The organism is Streptomyces sp. NPDC126503 (assembly GCF_040302405.1).
GTDB classification, from domain to species: Bacteria; Actinomycetota; Actinomycetes; order Streptomycetales; family Streptomycetaceae; genus Streptomyces; species Streptomyces gulbargensis.
This window is the reverse complement of record NZ_JBEORS010000022.1, coordinates 61,719-79,898: the sequence shown is the minus strand read 5'-3', so window position 1 is coordinate 79,898 and position 18,180 is coordinate 61,719. Positions and strand designations below refer to the sequence as shown.

Here is an 18,180-nt window from a genome sequence, read left to right as displayed (position 1 = left end):
AAAACGGGCATCCTTTGTTCGTCGCGGGTCAGTTGGTCAATCTCACCGTGAAGAGGTCGGCCGCGTCCGGGAGGACGGGCTGCTCCGGGTCAATCTCCCAGGGCTCGCCGTAGCAGACGAGCCCTACGATCGGCTTTTCCCCCCCGGGGGGATCCTCAGAGGCCTCAGGAGGCGTGGGCGACTCGGCAGGGGGCACCGGCTCCTCGAAGTGGCAGCGCGGTTCGAGCACCGCCTCGGCGTGAGCCACGGCGGGCATGGACTCCGAGACAGGAACGACTGACGGCCCGACCGTGTCCTGCGTCCGGACCGTCACCCTGAAGCCTTCCTGTCCCGAAAGAAGCGGCTCGCAGCCGTCCCTCCAAAGGTCCGCTCCGTTCTGCGTCGCGAAGACGGCCGCCCGCTGGCACGCCAAATCCACCTCGTAGCCCTCACCTCTCAGGATCGGATCCCAAGAGGACGGGTCGAGAAGGCTGTCGAGCCATCGCTCACGAAGTTGCTCCCGAGCATCCTGCGCGGCGGCAAGTGCAGCCGCGTCGGCGGCCGTCTGCGCACTGCCGCGAAGCCCCCCTGCTTGCCCTACGGCGAAGTAGACAAGCCCCAGCAGGAGGAGGCCTGCGATCACCGCCACATAGGCGGGGAAGGCCTGCCCCTCATCGCTCGACGCCGGAGGTAGGCCTAGTTGCCGCCCGTCAGATCGGCGATCTTCTGCGTGATGGCGTTCTTGATCGAGTTGCCGATGTCCGTGCCGGTGATCGCGACCACGATCGCCACCACCACCACGATGATGCCCAGGTACTCCACCGCCGTCTGGCCCCGGTCGCCTCGGGGCGTGGTCCAGAGCTTGGCCTTGGTCAGGGCTTTCAGCATCGCGTCGTTCATCGTGGTCCCCTCCGCGGTCGGACGCTTGCGTGTGGGCACGGTGCGGCCCGTGGGCTGGTGTACCCCGGGGGTGCCCGGGGTGTTCGTCGGGTGTGGTCATGGCCGGGGCCTCGTGCCTAGCCAGGAGGCTAGGGCCTCGGGGTGGGGGTGGGGGTGGAGTTCCGGGAAGAGGGGTGGGCGGGTGGGGGTGTGTGGCCGGAACGTGGTGGTCATCCGTGGCTCCTCCCCCGGGGAACGTACGCTCGCAGACAAGGTTGCGCCTGCGAAGGCGATCCGTAAAGGGGCCCTTCGGCAAAGGGGCTTGGGTGCGGCCCGGTGGTGTGCAGTCGCACGGTCGTCTCCCTCATTCACCGGTGATCGAGCCGAAATCCGTGCCTGTGCCCAGAAACAGGCCCGCTCCCAGGAGGATCATCGTCGCCGGGACCATCAGGGTCGTGATGACCATCGTCGCCTTGGGGACCGCCCGTGCGGCTTTCCTCCGGGCGTTCTGGGCGTCCGTGCGGCGCATGTCGTCGGCGATCTGGATGAGGGTCTCGACGATCGGGGCGCCGAGTTCCTCGCCCTGCTGGAGGGCGGTGACGAACTGGGCGACCTGTTCCGAGTCGTTGCGGCGGCGCAGTTCGTCGAAGGCCTGCCGGCGGCTGACTCCCATGTCCATCTGGCGCAGGGTGATGCGGAGTTCGTCGGCCCAGGGGCCCTCGTACTTGTCCGCGACGCGTTCGAGGGCCTGCCGGAAGCCGAGGCCGGCGGAGACGACGACGGCGAGGACGTCCAGGAAGTCCGGCAGGGTGCGTTCGATCTGGTCCTTGCGGATGCGGACCGCCGACCAGATGCCGACCTCCGTCCAGAACGCGCCGAAGGCGAAGAGGAGCAGCGCGGTGAGGTAGGAGCCCTTGGAGAGCATCAGCAGGCCGCCGAGGGTGCCGAGGAAGCCGTAGACGGCGCGCCGGGCGCCGTACCGGTCGATGGTCAGTCCGCCGGGGTTGCCCGCCAGGTCGATGCGGCGGCGGACAGCGTTGACCCGCTTGGGGCCCATGAGGCGCAGGACGGCCGGGGACCAGCGCATGCCGAGCCGGTCGACGGCGGAGTCCACGGCGCCGGTGCGGGTGGCGCCGACCTCCAGGGCGAGGCGGAGGTCGTCGGGGAGGCGGGCGTCGGCGCGGTAGAGGCGCAGGCCGTAGGCGATGCCGGCGACGGACAGGCCGGCGAGGAGGGCGAGGAGGAGGTCCATCACACGGTCACCCGGCCCTAGACGTCGATCTTCGAGAAGCGGCGGATGGCGGCGAAGCCGACCACGTACAGGACGCAGGCGGCGACGACCGCGAGCTGTCCGGCGGCGGAGTCGGTCATGCGGTCGAGGGCGCCGGGCTGCATGTTGTCGATGAGGAGGAGGGAGCCGATGCCGATGACGGGGACGGCGTAGGCGGTCATGCTCACCTGGGACAGCTGGGTGCGGACCTCGCGCCGGGTCTCCTTGCGTTCCTCCAGGGTCTTGGTGAGGTTGCGGAGGGAGGAGACGACGGTGCCACCGGCGCGGTTGGCGAGGACGAGGGTGGTGACGAGGACGACGAGTTCGCGGGACGGGAGCCGTTCGGCGAGTTCGCCGAGGGCGTCGTCGAGGGAGGTGCCGACGGCGAGCTGCTGGGCGACCTTCTCCAGTTCGTCGCCGGCCGGGGCCTCGAGTTCGTCGGCGGCGAGGCTGAGCGCCATGCGCAGGGCGAGTCCGGCCTGAGTGGCGTTGGCGAGGATGCGGGAGAGTTCGGGGAGCTGGTTGATGAACTTCTCGATGCGTTTCTGGCGCTGCCAGTTGAGGTAGCCGAGCGCGACCCAGATGCCGAGGAGCCCGCAGATCGGGCCGAAGAACGGGGAGAGCGCGGCCTGACCGGCGATCCAGAGGACGGCGACGGTGACCGTGAGGGCGGCGGTGAACTCGCCGGGGGTGATGTCGAGCCCGGTGGCCGCGATCCGCAGTTCCAGTTTCCGGCCGGGGGCGGTGGACCGGATCCGCCTGTCGAGGGTACGGAAGCGGCGTCTGCGGCGGCCGGCCGTCCCGGGTGCGGCCGTGTCGTCGAGCCGCGCGACCAGGGCCGCGTGGCGCCGGGCCCCGTCGGCGTACAGCTGGACTCCGACGATGCCGAGCACGCAGGCGAGCAGCACCGCCCCGAGGGTGAGCCAGAAGGGGTCCGTCCACAGGGACGACCACGAGGGGTCCTTCGTCATTCCGCCTCCCGGGTGGCGAGGTGGGCGTCGGTGGCGGCCACGCCGAAGGCCTGGGGGATCGGTTGTCCGGCCAGGTAGAGGCGTTCGGCGACGCGCCGGGGCAGCGGGTGGTACGCGTACTGCCCGTACACGCGGCCGTCGGCGGCGAGCGGCTGGGCGTGGAAGCGGCAGACGGTGGCGAGGAGGAACCGTTCGCGGCCCTGGGAGGCGAGGACGGCGATCTCGGTGATCCTGCGGGTGCCGTCGGGGTGCCGGGTGAGCTGGACGAGGACGTCGACGGCGCTGTTGATCTGGTCGCGCAGCGCCTCGAAGGGCACCTTCACCTCCGACATGGAGGCGAGGGTCTGGAGCCGCATGAGGGCGTCCTCGGCGGAGTTGGCGTGGACGGTGGCGAGGGAGCCGTCGTGGCCGGTGGACATGGCCTGGAGCATGTCGAGGGTCTCACCGCCGCGGACCTCTCCGACGATGATGCGGTCGGGGCGCATGCGCAGGGAGTTGCGGACGAGGTCGCGGATGGTGATCTGGCCGCGGCCCTCGATGTTCGGCGGGCGGGCCTCCAGGCGGATGACGTGGGACTGCTGGAGCTGGAGTTCGGCGGAGTCCTCGATGGTGATGATCCGTTCGCCCTCGGGGACGAGGCCGGAGAGGGCGTTGAGGAGGGTGGTCTTCCCGGTACCGGTGGCGCCGGACACGATCACGTTGAACCGGGCCTGGACGAGCCCGGAGAGCAGGAACAGCATCTGCTCGTCCAGTGAGCCGAGGCCGATCATCTCGTGGAGGGTGTACGCGCGGGGGAAGCGGCGGATGGTGAGGGTCGCGCCGGTGAGGGAGAGCGGCGGGATGATCACGTTGACGCGTTCGCCGGAGGGGAGGCGGGCGTCGACCATCGGGTTGGACTCGTCCACGCGGCGGTTCACGGTGGAGACGATCCGCTCGATGGTCTGCATGAGCTGGTCGTGGGAGGCGAAGCGGAGCGGCAGGAGTTCGACGCGGCCGGCGCGTTCGATGAAGATCTGGTCGGGGCCGTTGACCATGATCTCGGTGATGGAGGCGTCTTCGAGGAGCGGTTCGAGGACGCCGAGGCCGAGGGCCTCGTCCACGACCCGGCGGATGAGCTGGGCACGTTCGGCGGTGGAGAGGACCGGGCCCTCGCGGCTGATGATGTGGCCGAGGACGCGTTCGAGGCGGGCCCGGCGCTCGGCGGCGGCGAGCGCGGACATCTCGGTGAGGTCGATCTCCTCCAGGAGCTTGGCGCGGAAGGCGGCCACGAGGTGGCCGTCCTCGCGTCCGCCGCCGGTGCCTTTCTCCTCGGGGGCGTTGATCCGGGCGCGCAGGCTCATGGCCGCTCCTCGGGGGTGGCGGGCAGGGGCATGGTGGCGGTCTTCGTCACGTCGCCGAAACCGCCCCAGAAGGGGACGACGGAGGGGATGCGCACGGTGGCGGTGACGGTGACCTCGCCGTCTCCGGGCACCGGGTCGATGCTCGGGTCGACCCATCCGCTGACGGCCGCCCGGCCGGCCGTCACGGGGTCGGGCGCGTTCTCGTCGTCGGTCATGCTCGCGGCTCTCGCCGCGGCGCGGGCGGCGGTGCCCGCCTGCTGGGCGGCGTACGCGGCGATGCCGAGCTGGAAGCCGGCGAGCCCGACGAGGAGGAGCAGCGGGAGGAAGCCGAGGTACTCGAGGGCGGCTTGGCCGCGGTCGCCCCGCCGGGGGCCGCGGGGGCGGGGGCCTGGACCCGGGAGCGGACGGTTCCACGGGGAGCCAGGGGCCCTGCGCACCCGCGCCCGGGAAGAACCACGACCCCCGAGGGCCGGGACTCGCCGTACCCGGAGCAGGGCACCCTGGACTCGCCGTACCCGGAGCAGGGCACCCTGGACTCGCCGTACCCGGAGCAGGGCGCCCGGGACTCGCCGCGCCACGAGCAGGGCGCCCGGGACTCGCCGCGCCACGAGCAGGGCGCCCGGGACTCGCCGTACCCGGAGCAGGGCGCCCGGGGCGCGGCGGCGCGGGGTCCGGGATGCGGCGGGGCGGTCCGCCCGCACCCGGGGGGTCGTGTCCGGCCGGGCCGTGAGCCGCGCACTCACTGCGGTACCTCCGCGACCGCGCCCGCCTCGCCGACCACCGGGATGAGTCCGCCCGTGCCGGGGACGAGGACGGGGGCCTGGAGTTCGACGCGCACGTGGACCATGGCGCCGGCCGGCTCGCAGCGGCCGCCCGAGATGCTCCAGGCGCCGTCGATGTGCCGTCGGGCCGCGGCGAAGCCGTCCTCGCCGACGGCACAGGCGCGGGCCGCCTCGTCCGCCGCGTTCCCCGCCAGGGTGTACGTGTAGCCGACGAGGACGATCTGCCAGAGCAGGGCGAGGGTGAGCAGGATCAGCGGCACCATGCCGAGGAACTCGATCGCCACCTGCCCCCTGTCGTCGTCCCGGATCGCGGTCACGGTCACGGTTCAGCGTCCTCCGGTGCGGCGCCGCAGGCCCAGGGAGCCGCGGTCGCCCGCGCGGGCGAGCTGGCGGCCGGGGGCGCCGGGTGCCGGGGCGGCGGACGCCGGGGCGCCGGTCAGGCCCAGTTCACCGGCGAGGGTCCACAGGGCCTGCTTGACGGTGGATCTGGCGTCGAGTTCGTGGAGGCGGCCCGCGTCCACGACGGCCTGCAGGTCCTTGAACTGGGCGGGAACGGTGACGGCCGCCGTCCGGGTGCCGGTGATCTTCTGGACCAGGGGTGCCTGGATCTCGGCGGAGCGGTGGTGGCGGTTGACCAGGGTGACGGTCTCCTCGGCCTTGCGGACCTGGAGCCGTTCCCACATCCGTACCGTCCGCTTGGCGGAGCGCACGGCGATCACGTCGGGTGTGGTGACGAGCAGGGCCGTGTCGGCCATCTCGACGGTTGCGGCGCCCGCGCCGGTGAGCTGGGAGCCGCAGTCCACGACGACGACCTCGTGGCGGCCGCGGAGGGCGCTGACGACCTGGCGGGCGGCGCGGTCGGTGACCTCCTCGCCGCGTTCGCCCTCGGCGGGGGCGAGGAGCAGGGAGAGCCCGGTCTCGTGGACGTAGACGGCGTCCTGGAGGACCCGGGGCGAGATGTCGGCGATGGCGGCGAGGTCGGCGACGGAGCGCCGGAACTGGACGTCGAGGTAGGAGGCGACGTCCCCGCTCTGGAGGTCCATGTCGACCAGGGCGACGGTCCGTCCGGCGGCGCGGGCGGCGAGGGCGAGGTGGACGGCGGTGACGGTGGTGCCGACGCCGCCCTTCGCGCCGCTGACGGTGACGACGGTGCCGCCGGGCCCGGTGACGGTCTCGGCGCCGCCGCCGAGGTGGCGGCGGACGCCGGCGGACCACTGGGCGGCGGCCTGGACGCGGCTGGCCAGTTCCTCGTAGCCGAGCGGGAGGGTGGCGAGGCCGCGGGCGCCGGCGTCCATGGCGGCGGAGAGGAGGGCGGGGCCGGCGTCGGCGGTGATGAGGACGACGCCGACGGCCGGGAAGCGGAGGGCGACCTCGCGGACGAGTTCGAGGGCGGGGACGGGGCCGATGCGCTCGTGGACGAGGACGACCTCGGGCAGCGCGTCGAGGGAGTCGGCGGCGAGCCGGGCGAGGGTGTCGAGGAGCTGGGTGGAGTCGGGGACGGGCGGGGCCGGTTCGGCGTCGGGGAGCTGGCCGGCGAGGGTGGTGACGGACCGGGCCGCGTCGGGGTCGCCGACGGCCGGCAGGATCCTGGTGGTCATACCGGCCTCACTTGTCCTTGTCGAGCGTGTAGGTGCGGTCGCCGGGTGCGGCGGGGGCGCCGGCCGAGGAGGGGGCGACGAGGGCGAGGCGTACGTGTTCGGCGAAGGACTCGGCGTACGCGACGCGCTGGGCGTCGGCGGTGGTGAGGGCGAAGGTGATGGGGACGGCGGAGGTGGCCCGGTCGGTGCGGTCGGTGCGGCTGTCGATCGGGGTGATCTTCCCGACGCCGATGACGCGGGCGGCGGCGACGATGAGGCGGGACTGGGGCGCCTCGCCCTTCTTCACGCCGTCGAAGGTGGCGTAGATGTTGACGCGGGCGCCGGCGGTGATCTTGCCGGCGACTCCGGTGCCGGCGTCGATCATGATGGCGATCTCCTGCTCGCCGGGGCGGAGTTCGGGGCGCTCGACGATCATGTCGGTCTGGAGCAGCGAACCGGACCGGAGGGTGGTGACGGCGATCTTGCCCTCGATCTGCCGCAGGTCGGTGACGGCGGTGGCGGACAGCCACCGCTCGGGCATGGTGATCTTCTCGAACTGCGAGGCCTTGAGGGGGGTGTACGGCTCCACGTCGGCGCGCGCGACGCGGTAGGCGGTGACCTCCGGGCCGACCTTCGCGTTCACGTCGCTGATGACGGCGAGGACGCCGGCGAAGGCGCCGAGCGCGCACAGGACGGACAGCAGCAGCAGGATGACGCCGCGGCGCTGGCGGGAGTTCATGGCCGTACTACCTCGTTCGGATCCGTGGGACGGGGGACGGGGGGCCGGCTCCGCCTCACCGGCACCGGGCCGGGGGCCGGTCGGGGAGCGGCGCCGGGGCCGGTGCCGGGCCGGGGGACGGTGCCGGTCACGGGAGGGCCGAGGTCCCGGGCCCGAGGGCCGGCGGTGACGCTCCCGGCGGTACGGCTCCGGCCGGACCGCCGGGTACGGCTCCCGTCCGGTTCCCCGGCGGTACGGCTCCGGCGTGCCCGGGCGGTACGGCTCCGGCCTGTCGGGGGACGGACGCTGGGGTGGCCGGCGTGCGATGGTGACCGGGCGCGGACGGCGCCGGCAGCGGCGCGGCGCAGAATCCGCAGCGGTCACCGATGAGTTCCAGACCGCACCAGTGGCAGGTCTCGCGGCGTACGGAGGCGACGAGCCGGTAGAGGACCGGCAGGTCGGGCAGGTGGGCGACGAACTCGACGAGTTTGCCGGTCCCCCACCAGCCGGGGGAGGCGGCGGGCAGCGCCGTCTCCTGCACGGGCCCCTGGATGCGCCAGCCGGGGACGAGGGTGGTGGCCGGCCAGTCGGTCTGGAGCCGGCCACGGGCGAGGAGCAGCTGGGTGGGGAACTCCGGTCCGGTGAGCGGTGTCTCGTGGGAGCCGATGCGGACCATCTGCGGGGTGGGACCGGCGAGGACGGCGAAGTGGGCCCCGGGGAGCAGGCCGGTGAGGTGGGAGCCGAGGCCGACGGGGACGCGGTCGAGGCGGGAGACGGAGCCGAGGACGGCTCCGGCGTAGAGGTAATGAGCGAGCAGCCGGGCGGCGGAGGCGAGGACGCCGGGGCTGAAGTCGCAGCCGGCGAGCTGGCGGAGCTGGCGGACGAGGACGGCGGCGGCGAGGGGCGGCAGGTCGGTCCTGACCAGGGCGATGCGGTCGCTCTCCAGGAGGGCGCGGACGGCGAGGACGCGGTGGGCGACGGCGGGGGGCGCGGAGGTGGGGCAGACGACGATCACATGGCCGTGGTGGTCGAGCAGGTGGCGGGCGTCGGCCAGGGAGGCGTCGAGCGGCTGGGTCCCGGGGGGTGGCAGGACGGTGGCGTGCGGGGTCCGCCCGTCGGTGGGTGGCAGTACCAGGTCGGCGCTGGTGACCGCGATCGCTGTCGGCACGTCAGGCTCCCCGTCCCCTCCGGCCTCCGGTGTCCCGGGGCGGTGGCCCCCCGGCCCGGATCACTCCCTACCCAGGATCCCGCTCTGATCACTTACCGCGTTCGGTGCGTCACGGCGGTGCGCGGCTGCTCTGCACCTTATCCACGGTGACCGGGGTGGTGAACACACAATCCGCCAACTCCCCCCGCATTCTTCGGTGCCCGGCGCCGGAGGTCTTGACAACGGCATTGGTCTGGACCAGCTTGGTGCGACAGCGACAGCGACAGCGATGCGCGGCGGTGGCCACCGAACGCACCCCGTACGGACCCGAATCCCCCCGTACGGCCCGCACGACGACGTACGACGGCGTACGGCACCCTCCCTCTCCCCCACTCATCCCGGAGGACGCACGTGGACCGCACCACCCCCCGCCCCCGCGGCCGCAGATGGCTCGGCGGCGCCCTCGCGCTCGCCCTCGGTTCCGGACTGGTCCTGGCCGGCGGCGCCGGCACCGCTCAGGCCGCCGACATCGACGTGGCCCGGAACGGCGGCTTCGAGAACGGCCTGGCCAACTGGACCTGTTCGGCCGGCAGCGGTACGGCCGTCACCTCACCGGTACGCAGCGGGACCGGCGCCCTGAAGGCCACCCCGTCCGGCCTCGACCACGCCAAGTGCGTGCAGAAGGTGACCGTCCGGCCGAACGCGACGTACACGCTGAGCGCCTGGGTCCAGGGCGGGTACGCCTACCTGGGCGCGAGCGGCACCGGGACCGGCAACGGCTCGGTCTCCACCTGGACGCCCGACGCGCCGGCCTGGAAGCGGCTCACGACCACCTTCACCACCGGCGCGAACACCACCACCGTCGACGTCTTCACCCACGGCTGGTACGGCACCGCCGCCTACCTGGTGGACGACCTGAGCGTGGTCGGTCCCGACGGCGGCGGCGGGCAGGACCCGGACCCGGTCGTCCCGGCCACTCCGGCCGGTCTCGCGGCCGGCACCGTGACCAGCAGCTCGGTCGCGCTGAGCTGGAGCCCGGTGACCGGGGCCACCGGCTACAAGGTCTACCGGGACGGCAGCCTCGCGGCGACGGTCGGCGGTACGTCGGCCACGGTGACGGGGCTCGCCGCCGACACGGCGTACCAGTTCCAGGTGGCGGCGGCCAACACGGCGGGCGAGTCGGCGAAGTCGGCCGCCGTGACGGCCCGGACGAGCAAGGCGACCGACCCCGGCCCCGGCCCTGCCGTGCCGAAGCACGCGCTGACCGGCTACTGGCAGAACTTCGACAACGGCGCGACCGTGCAGAAGCTCCGGGACGTGCAGGCGCAGTACGACATCATCGCCGTCTCCTTCGCGGACTCGACCGCCACGCCCGGGCAGATCGTCTTCAACCTCGACCCGGCCGTCGGCTACGCCTCGGTCGCCGACTTCAAGGCCGACATCGCCGCGAAGAAGGCGGCGGGCAAGTCCGTGATCATCTCGGTCGGCGGCGAGAAGGGGAACGTCACCATCAACAGTGACGCCTCCGCGACCGCCTTCGCGAACAGCGCGTACGCGCTCATGCAGGAGTACGGCTTCAACGGGGTCGACATCGACCTGGAGCACGGCATCAACTCCACGTACCTCGTGAAGGCGCTGCGGCAGCTCTCCGCCAAGGCGGGCCCGTCGATGGTCCTGACGATGGCACCGCAGACGATCGACATGCAGAACACCGGTACGGAGTACTTCAAGACGGCGCTCGCCGTGAAGGACATCCTGACCGTGGTCAACATGCAGTACTACAACAGCGGTTCGATGCTGGGCTGCGACGGCAAGGTGTACAGCCAGGGCTCGGTGGACTTCCTCACCGCGCTCGCCTGCATCCAGCTGCAGGGCGGCCTCGACCCCTCGCAGGTCGGCCTGGGCGTGCCGGCCTCGACCCGGGGCGCGGGCAGCGGCTACGTCTCGCCGCAGATCGTCAAGAACGCGCTCGACTGCCTCACCCGGGGCACGGGCTGCGGCACCTTCAAGCCGGACCGGACGTGGCCGACGCTGCGCGGCGCGATGACCTGGTCGACGAACTGGGACGCCACGGCCGGCAACGCCTGGTCGAACGCGGTGGGCCCGCACGTCCACGCCCTGCCGTAACGGCGCCGCCTCAGGCCCGGTGGGCCAGGTAGTGCCCGAGCACGGGGCCCAGCTCCGCCAGCCACTGGTGGAGCCGGGCCCCGCGCCGTGCGTCGATCCGGCACTCGTACAGCGTCCCGCCGGGGTGGCGGACCGCCACCATGAGGACGTGGCCGTACGGGGCGGGGGCGGCGTGCACGGCCGCGACGCCCGCCCACGGGAAGTCCATGGTGTGGCCGTTGACCTCCAGGGACACGCCGGCCGGATCCACGATCACCGAGTTCCTGCGGTCGTGCGCCACGAACTCCGGCCCACCGGCCGCCGGCGCCCCGTACGGGACCACGGCGGGCACCCCGTACGGAACGGGCGCCGGACTCCCGTACGGGACCTGGGGTGCCCCGTACGGAGCCTGGGGAGGCGCCCCGTACGGCGAGGGCGGCGGTATCGGGGGGCCGAACCCGGCGGGCGTCGTATGTCCTCAGTATGGCGAGCCGGCCCTCCCGGCGATCACCAGGGCAGCTCCCGCACCTGCTGCACGCACAGCACCAGGAACAGCAGTCCGGCCGCGCCCAGGACGCCGTTGCTCAGCCAGCCGTTGCGCCATTCGCGGGGCGTGCGGGAGGAGTTGAGGAGCCAGACCAGGGTGAGGGCCAGGAACGGCATGAAGAAGGCCCCGATCACGCCGTACACGATCACCAGGCCGAAGGGCTGGTCCAGGAACAGCAGGCTCATGGGCGGGAACGTCAGCCACAGCAGGTAGCCGCGGAAGGGCAGCGACTTCTCGCGGACGCCCGCGGCGACCTTCTCGGCGGTGGCCGCGCCGCCCTCGCGGAAGCGGGACACGAAGTCGGCGAACATCAGGCTCACGCCGTGCCACACGCCGATGAGGGAGGTGATGGAGGTGGCGAAGAAGCCGATGAGGAACAGCTTGGAGGTGACGGTGCCGTACCTGTCCTCCAGGACCTTGCCGAGGTCGAGGAGTCCCTTGTCGCCCTTGGCGAGCGCGACTCCGGAGGAGTGGAGCAGTTCGGCGCCGACGAACAGCATGGCGACGACGAAGACGCCGGTGGTGATGTAGGCGACGCGGTTGTCCAGGCGCATCACCTTCATCCAGGAGGTGTCCGTCCAGCCCTTGGCGTTGACCCAGTAGCCGTACGCGGCCAGCGTGATGGTGCCGCCGACGCCGCCGATCAGGCCGAGCGTGTAGATCAGCGAGCCGCTCGGCAGGACGGGAACGAGTCCGGCCAGCGCCTCGCCGAGGTGCGGGGTGACCCGCACGGCGAGGTAGACGGTGACGACGAACATGACGCCGACGAGGAGGGTCATCACCTTCTCGAAGACGGCGTACCGGTTGAACCAGACGAAGACCAGGCCGCCCACGCCGCACAGGACGGCCCACCACTTGAGGTCCATGACGCCCGGGAAGAGGGCCTGGAGGGGCAGGGCGCTGGAGGACATGGCCGCGGCGCCGTACACGAAGCCCCAGATGGCGACGTACACCGCGAAGTAGACGGTGGTCCACGGGCCGAGGCTGCGCCAGCCGTCGAAGAGGGTGCGGCCGGTGGCCAGGTGCCAGCGGCCGGCGGCCTCCGCGAGGGAGATCTTCACGAGGCAGCCGACGACGGCCGCCCAGAGGAGTGTGTAGCCGAATTTGCTGCCGGCGATGAGCGTGGCCACGAGGTCGCCGGCGCCGACGCCGGTCGCGGCCACGACGATGCCGGGTCCGATGTACCGCCAGCTCGTCTTGCGGAAACGGGGGCCGCTCGTGCCCTCGGTCCCCTCCCGCCGTGCGGTGTCCGTCATGGTTGCCCGCCCTTCGCTCGTCCTGTGACACATGTGACGTCAGGTCACCCAAGCGTGGCGTGGGGTGATCGGGCAAGGGGTCCGGTGCGGCGCGGCGCGATCGGCCGGGGGCCCACCGGGGCGCCAGGGCGTGACCGGAACGGGTTATTGACGCGCTCATGCCATGGCTGGACGATGCAGGCACGGGGTCACCCACCCCGCACCCCCCACGGCAGGAGTCGACATGCGCTCGCGCTCGCGTCCCCGCACCGGCACACGCACCCGCCCGCACGGCAGAAGGACCGCCACCCTCGCGGCCCTCGTGGCGCTCGCCCTGGCGGCGCCCCTCTCCGCCCTCTCGTCCCCGGCCGGCGCGGGCCCGGCCCCGACCGCCGCCTCCCCCGCCGTCGAGGAGGTGATCCGGCAGTACGAGATCCACGGCCCGTCCACCTCCGCCGAGCGCACCGCGCTCGCCGCCTCCGGTGTCTCCATCGACGAGGCCGACGACCACTCGGTCGTCGTCAGCGCCAACGCCGAACAGCTCCGCAAGCTGCGGGCCCTGGGCCACGAGCCCGTCGCCCTCCCCGGCCCCCCGCAGCGCGGCACCGCCGCGCGCAGCGCCGCCGGGCCGCTCGACTTCCCCTCCGCCGACGCCAGGTACCACAACTACGCGGAGATGAACGCCGAGATCGACCAGCGGCTGGCCGCCCACCCGTCCATCATGAGCAAGCGGGTCATCGGCAAGTCGTACCAGGGCCGCGACATCGTCGCCATCAAGATCAGCGACAACGTGGCCACCGACGAGAACGAGCCCGAGGTCCTCTTCACCCACCACCAGCACGCCCGCGAGCACCTCACCGTCGAGATGGCGCTCTACCTGCTGCGCGAGCTCGGTGCCGGGTACGGCACGGACAGCAGGATCACCAACGCCGTCAACGGCCGCGAGATCTGGATCGTGCCGGACCTGAACCCGGACGGCGGCGAGTACGACATCGCCTCCGGCTCGTACCGCAGCTGGCGCAAGAACCGCCAGCCGAACTCCGGCTCCACGTACGTCGGTACGGACATGAACCGGAACTGGGACTACAAGTGGGGCTGCTGCGGCGGCTCCTCCGGCTCCAAGAGCTCGGAGACCTACCGGGGCGCGGCCCCCGAGTCGGCCCCCGAGGTGAAGGTCGTCGCGGACTTCGTGCGCTCCCGGGTGATCGGCGGCAAGCAGCAGATCAGGGCGGGCATCGACTTCCACACGTACAGCGAGCTGGTGCTGTGGCCGTTCGGGTACACGACGGCGGACACGGCCCCCGGCATGACGCAGGACGACCGGAACGCCTTCGCCGCCGTCGGCGGCAAGATGGCGGCGAGCAACGGCTACACGGCCGAGCAGTCCAGCGACCTGTACGTGACGGACGGTTCGATCGACGACTACCTGTGGGGCGCCCACAAGATCTTCGGCTACACCTTCGAGATGTACCCGGCCTCGTCCTGGGAGGGCGGCTTCTACCCGCCCGACGAGGTGATCGAGCGCGAGACCTCCCGCAACCGTGACGCGGTGCTCCAGCTCCTGGAGAACGCGGACTGCATGTACCGCTCGATCGGCAAGCAGGCGCAGTACTGCACGAGCTGATCGCCACGGTACGGCGCGCGGGCGCCCCGGCCTCCGGGCCGGGGCGCCTTCGTGCGGTTGCGGCCCGGGGCGCCTCCGTACGGTTCGGACCGGGCGGCCGGCAGGGGCGGCGGGGTCAGACCAGCAGGCTGAGCAGGGCCGCCACCGCGAAACCCGCCAGGGACAGCACCGACTCCAGGACCGTCCAGGACTTGAGGGTGTCCCGCTCCGAGATGCCGAAGTACTTCGAGACGATCCAGAAGCCGCCGTCGTTGACGTGCGAGGCGAAGATGGAACCGGCCGAGATCGCCATGATGACGAGGGCCAGGAAGGCCTGCGAGTGCCCGCCGCCCTCGACCAGCGGCAGGACGATGCCGGCCGTGGTGACGATGGCGACCGTGGCCGAGCCCTGGGCGACGCGCAGCACCAGGGAGATCAGGTAGGCGAGCACGATCACCGGCAGGCCGACGTCCCGGAAGGTGTCGGAGAGCGCCTGGGCGACCCCGCTGGCCTTGAGGACGGCGCCGAAGACACCGCCCGCGCCGACGACGAGCAGGATGTTGCCGACCGGCTTCAGGGACGAGGTGGACACCTGCTCCAGGGAGGCGCGCGACCAGCCGCGCCGGACACCGAGCAGCCAGTACGCCAGGACCAGCGCGATCGTCAGCGCCACGAACGGGTTGCCGAAGAACTCGACCACCGAGCGGAGCGTGGACGGGGCGAGGGCGACGGAGGAGAAGGTCGCGGCGAGGATCAGGACGAGCGGCGTGCCGATGACGAGGAGGACCGTGGAGAGTCCGACGGGGGCCTCGCCGGTGCCACGGCGTTCGGCCGCCGCCTTCGCCCGGGCGTCCTCGGCGGCCTCCAGCATGTCCTGCGGGACCTCCACGAAGACGCGCCTGCCGATCCAGGCGGCGTACCCCCAGGCGGCGAGGACGGCGGGCACGCCGACCAGGACGCCCATGAGGACGACCCAGCCGAGGGAGACGTGCAGCAGGCCGGCGGCGGCGACCGGGCCGGGGTGCGGCGGCAGGAACGCGTGGGTCATCGACAGGCCGGCCAGCAGCGGCATGGCGTACAGGAGGACCGACTTCCCGGACCGCTTGGCGGCCGCGTACACGAGCGGCGCGAGGACGAAGATGCCGACGTCGAAGAAGACGGGGATGCCGAAGAGGAGGCCGGTGAGGCCCATGGCGAGCGGGGCGCGCCGCTCGCCGAAGAGTCCGAGGAGCCGGGAGGAGAGCACCTCGGCGCCGCCGGAGACCTCGAGTATCGCGCCGAGCATGGTGCCGAGGCCGATGATGATGGCGACGTGGCCGAGGATGCCGCCCATGCCGCTCTCGACGACGGAGCCGACGGCCGACTTCTGGACGGTGCCGAAGAGTTCGGTGACGGAGAGCCCGGCGGCGAGGCCGACGGTGACGGAGACGGCGAGCAGCGCGACGAACGGCTGGAGCCGGATCCTGATGATGAGGAACAGCAGGAGCGCGATGCCGAGGGCGGCGACGGTCAGCAGGCCCGCGGTGCCGGGGAGAAGGAGCAGCAGACCGCCGGTGTGGGGCGGCGGGGCGGTGGGAGGCATGGCAGGGGGACCTCGTTCGGGGTAGGGGGGAGCGCGGCACGGCGTCCGGGGGGCGGACGCCGTGCCGTGGAGCGGCGGGTGCGGGGAGTTCAGGTCGGTCTCGGCTCGGTCTCGGCCCGGTCGTGGCGGGGGGACGGGTCCGGGGGCGGGCGGGGTTCCTGGCCGTGGGTCAGCTCAGGACCGCGAGCGCGTCGATCTCGATGAGGAGGCCCTTGGGGAGGCCCACGTACACGGTGGTGCGGGCGGCGGCGGGCTCCTTGAGGCCCTGCTCCTCGAAGTACTGGTTGTAGATCTCGTTCATCTCGGCGAAGTGGTCCACGTCCGTGAGGTAGACGCGCATCATCATCACGTCGTCCCAGGTCGCGCCGCCCTCCTCCAGGATCGCCTTGACGTTGGCGAAGGTCTGGAGGGTCTGCTCTCGCAGGGTGGGGCCGGCCGGCGTCGGCGGCTGTCCCTCCACGGCGGGGAGGAAGCCGACCTGGCCGGCGACCTGGAGGATGTTGCCCTTGCGGACGCCGTGGGAGAACTTCGCGGGCGGGGCGGTGTGGGTGGCCGGGGTGAGGGCGGTCTTTTCGGTCATGTGCGGTCCTTGCCTGAGTAGTCGCGGCTGATGGCGTCGGCGGTGCGGCGCACCAGCGGGAGCAGGGTGAGGAGTTCCTCGGCCGTGACGACCACGTTGGGCGCCGAGACCGACATGGCGGCCACGACCCGGCCGTCCGCGCCCCGCACGGGGGCGCCGACACAGTTGATGGACTCCTCGTGGCCACCGAGGTCGGTGGCCCAGCCCTGTTCGCGTACGGTCGCCAGCTCCTTGAGGAAGGCGGTGGCGTCCGGGGTCGAACGGGGCGTGTACGGGGGGTAGTCGAGCTTCGCGGCGAGGGCGCGCCGCTCCGGCTCGGGCAGGTCGGCGAGGAGCAGCTTGGCGACGGCGGCGACCGTGATCGCGACGGGCTTGCCGATGCGCGAGTACATCCGGACCGGGTAGCGGCTCTCGACCTTGTCGATGTAGAGGACCTCGCCCTCCTCGTACACGGCGAGGTGGACGGTGTGGCCGATCTCCTCGTTGAGGGCGACGAGGTGGGGGTGGGCGATCTCGCGGATGTCGAGGTTCTCGACGGCTTCCTGGGCGAGGGCGAAGAGACGGGCGCCGAGGCGGTAACGCTGGTCCTGCTGGCGGTAGACGAGGCCGTGCTCGTGGAGGGTCCGCAGGAGCCGGAGGGCGGTGGACTTGTGGACGCCGAGGCGCTCGGCGACCTGCCCGAGGTCGGCGGGGCCCTGCGCGAGCAGCGGCAGGATGCTGAGCGCGCGGTCGACGGTCTGGCTCATGGCGTACGTACCTCCTGGTCCTCCCCCGTCCAGCCGGGGCCGAGGTGAAGTGTCCCCCAGGCGGTCTCGTCGAGTGCGGCGAGCCGGTCGGCGCGGGCGCGGCGGGGAGGCACGGCGAGGTCGCCGGGCACGGTGAGGGCGGCGGCGGCCATGAGGTGCCCGTGCCGCAGCCGGGCGGTGAGTCCGAGCCCCCGCAGGCCGGCGGAGAGGAACCCGGCGGCGAAGGCGTCACCGGCCCCGACGTGCGCGACCACGTCGACGCGGGGCGCCGGGACGGTGACGACGGTGTCGGGGCGCGGGTCGCGGACGGCGGGCGGCCGGGAGCCGGGGTGCTCCTCCCGCGCGTACGCCACCGCGTCCCGCGCTCCGCGCTTGACGACCAGGACGGACGGTTCGGGGAGGGCCGCGCGGAGGGCGGCGGGGTCGCCGAGGCCCCAGAGGGTCTCGGCCTCGTCGGCGCCGACGAGCACGAGGTCGGCGCCCCGGGCGAGGTCGAGGAGGACGGCGGGGGCCGAGCCGTCCCGCCAGAGCCCGGGGCGGTGGTTGACGTCGAAGGAGACGAACGGCCGCCCTGCGCGCGGCGCGGTGAGCGCCCGCACGAGGGCGAGGCAGTCCGCGGAGAGGGCGGCGGTGATGCCGGAGAGGTGCAGGACGCGCCCCCGGTCGGTGAAGCGGTACGGCACGTTCGCGGGCGACATCGCGGAGGCGGCCGATCCGGCCCGGTAGTAGACGACCTCGTGCCCCTCCTCGGCCCGGTCTCCGGCCGTGCGGAAGTAGACGCCGGTCGGCCGGTGGGGGTCGCGCCGGACGGCGGCGACGTCGACGCCGTGGGCGGCGAGGGTCTCCACGAGGTGGTCGCCGAAGCCGTCCCGCCCGACCCGCCCGACCCATGCGGCCCGGTGGCCGGCCGCGGCGAGGGCGCAGGCGACGTTGGACTCGGCCCCGCCGATGGCACGGGTGAAGGAGGGGACGTCGGCGAGGCGGCCCGGGCGGCCGGGCAGGAAGGTGACCATGGACTCGCCGAGGCAGACGACGTCGGCGCCGGGGAGTTCGGGCTCGACGGTCTCGTCCACGGGCGGGTTTGCGGTCACTCTCGCGCTCCTGGTGGTCGTGCGGCC

17 protein-coding genes and 1 pseudogene are annotated in these 18,180 nt (G+C 72.8%); 2 read left to right on the top strand and 16 right to left on the bottom strand.

The window, feature by feature from the left end:
- Window positions 1–28: 28 nt before the first annotated feature.
- The 10 genes and pseudogenes from ABTY40_RS24870 to ABTY40_RS24825 all read right to left on the bottom strand — a co-directional run.
- Window positions 29–637: pseudogene (locus ABTY40_RS24870) on the bottom strand (pilus assembly protein TadG-related protein); the annotation flags it as partial.
- 38 nt (window positions 638–675) lie between these two features.
- Window positions 676–879, bottom strand: a complete 204-nt coding sequence (locus ABTY40_RS24865; RefSeq protein WP_352061555.1) for a Flp family type IVb pilin — start codon at window positions 877–879, stop codon at window positions 676–678.
- A 343-nt stretch (window positions 880–1,222) separates the two neighbouring features.
- Window positions 1,223–2,110 carry a DUF5936 domain-containing protein gene (locus ABTY40_RS24860; RefSeq protein ID WP_352061554.1) on the bottom strand — a complete coding sequence of 296 codons (888 nt, stop codon included), beginning with the start codon at window positions 2,108–2,110 and terminating at the stop codon, window positions 1,223–1,225.
- Between the two features lie 17 nt (window positions 2,111–2,127).
- The gene (locus ABTY40_RS24855) at window positions 2,128–3,099 is read right to left on the bottom strand and encodes a type II secretion system F family protein (RefSeq protein ID WP_352061553.1); all 972 of its coding nucleotides are present in this window, start codon (window positions 3,097–3,099) and stop codon (window positions 2,128–2,130) included.
- A complete protein-coding gene (locus tag ABTY40_RS24850; protein ID WP_352061552.1) occupies window positions 3,096–4,439 on the bottom strand; it encodes a TadA family conjugal transfer-associated ATPase in 1,344 nt (447 codons plus the stop codon). The genes ABTY40_RS24855 and ABTY40_RS24850 overlap by 4 nt, the downstream gene beginning before the upstream one ends.
- Window positions 4,436–4,876 (bottom strand): TadE/TadG family type IV pilus assembly protein, encoded by a 441-nt coding sequence (locus tag ABTY40_RS24845; RefSeq protein ID WP_352061551.1) that lies wholly within the window; start codon window positions 4,874–4,876, stop codon window positions 4,436–4,438. The genes ABTY40_RS24850 and ABTY40_RS24845 overlap by 4 nt, the downstream gene beginning before the upstream one ends.
- 302 nt (window positions 4,877–5,178) lie before the next feature.
- Window positions 5,179–5,538, bottom strand: a complete 360-nt coding sequence (locus tag ABTY40_RS24840) for a TadE/TadG family type IV pilus assembly protein (protein ID WP_352061574.1) — start codon at window positions 5,536–5,538, stop codon at window positions 5,179–5,181.
- A gap of 9 nt (window positions 5,539–5,547) precedes the next feature.
- Window positions 5,548–6,819 carry a CpaE/TadZ family protein gene (locus tag ABTY40_RS24835; protein WP_352061550.1) on the bottom strand — a complete coding sequence of 424 codons (1,272 nt, stop codon included), beginning with the start codon at window positions 6,817–6,819 and terminating at the stop codon, window positions 5,548–5,550.
- Window positions 6,820–6,826: 7 nt separating this feature from the next.
- Complete coding sequence (cpaB, locus tag ABTY40_RS24830) at window positions 6,827–7,537, bottom strand: Flp pilus assembly protein CpaB (RefSeq protein ID WP_352061549.1); 711 nt, start codon at window positions 7,535–7,537, stop codon at window positions 6,827–6,829.
- 127 nt (window positions 7,538–7,664) lie between these two features.
- A complete protein-coding gene (locus ABTY40_RS24825; protein ID WP_352061548.1) occupies window positions 7,665–8,684 on the bottom strand; it encodes a hypothetical protein in 1,020 nt (339 codons plus the stop codon).
- Between the two features lie 390 nt (window positions 8,685–9,074).
- On the opposite strand from ABTY40_RS24825, the gene ABTY40_RS24820 reads away from it, so the two are divergent.
- A complete protein-coding gene (locus ABTY40_RS24820) occupies window positions 9,075–10,790 on the top strand; it encodes a chitinase (protein WP_352061547.1) in 1,716 nt (571 codons plus the stop codon).
- A 10-nt stretch (window positions 10,791–10,800) separates the two neighbouring features.
- On the opposite strand, the gene ABTY40_RS24815 is transcribed toward ABTY40_RS24820, so the two are convergent.
- On the bottom strand, window positions 10,801–11,112 hold the full coding sequence (locus ABTY40_RS24815) for a hypothetical protein (protein WP_352061546.1): 312 nt from the start codon (window positions 11,110–11,112) through the stop codon (window positions 10,801–10,803).
- Window positions 11,113–11,276: 164 nt separating this feature from the next.
- Window positions 11,277–12,572 carry an Nramp family divalent metal transporter gene (locus ABTY40_RS24810; RefSeq protein WP_352061545.1) on the bottom strand — a complete coding sequence of 432 codons (1,296 nt, stop codon included), beginning with the start codon at window positions 12,570–12,572 and terminating at the stop codon, window positions 11,277–11,279.
- Between the two features lie 223 nt (window positions 12,573–12,795).
- Between ABTY40_RS24810 and ABTY40_RS24805 the strand changes: the two genes are divergently transcribed.
- Complete coding sequence (locus ABTY40_RS24805; RefSeq protein WP_352061544.1) at window positions 12,796–14,175, top strand: M14 family metallopeptidase; 1,380 nt, start codon at window positions 12,796–12,798, stop codon at window positions 14,173–14,175.
- A 115-nt stretch (window positions 14,176–14,290) separates the two neighbouring features.
- On the opposite strand, the gene ABTY40_RS24800 is transcribed toward ABTY40_RS24805, so the two are convergent.
- The 4 genes from ABTY40_RS24800 to ABTY40_RS24785 all read right to left on the bottom strand — a co-directional run bounded on the left by ABTY40_RS24800 (window position 14,291) and on the right by ABTY40_RS24785 (window position 18,075).
- On the bottom strand, window positions 14,291–15,736 hold the full coding sequence (locus ABTY40_RS24800) for a GntP family permease (protein WP_352061543.1): 1,446 nt from the start codon (window positions 15,734–15,736) through the stop codon (window positions 14,291–14,293).
- A 169-nt stretch (window positions 15,737–15,905) separates the two neighbouring features.
- Window positions 15,906–16,316: a RidA family protein gene (locus tag ABTY40_RS24795; RefSeq protein ID WP_352061542.1), complete on the bottom strand. Its 411-nt coding sequence runs from the start codon at window positions 16,314–16,316 to the stop codon at window positions 15,906–15,908.
- Window positions 16,313–17,062: an IclR family transcriptional regulator gene (locus ABTY40_RS24790; protein WP_352061541.1), complete on the bottom strand. Its 750-nt coding sequence runs from the start codon at window positions 17,060–17,062 to the stop codon at window positions 16,313–16,315. Before ABTY40_RS24790 ends, ABTY40_RS24795 begins: the two co-directional genes overlap by 4 nt.
- The gene (locus tag ABTY40_RS24785) at window positions 17,059–18,075 is read right to left on the bottom strand and encodes a sugar kinase (protein WP_502990671.1); all 1,017 of its coding nucleotides are present in this window, start codon (window positions 18,073–18,075) and stop codon (window positions 17,059–17,061) included. Before ABTY40_RS24785 ends, ABTY40_RS24790 begins: the two co-directional genes overlap by 4 nt.
- Window positions 18,076–18,180: the final 105 nt, after the last annotated feature.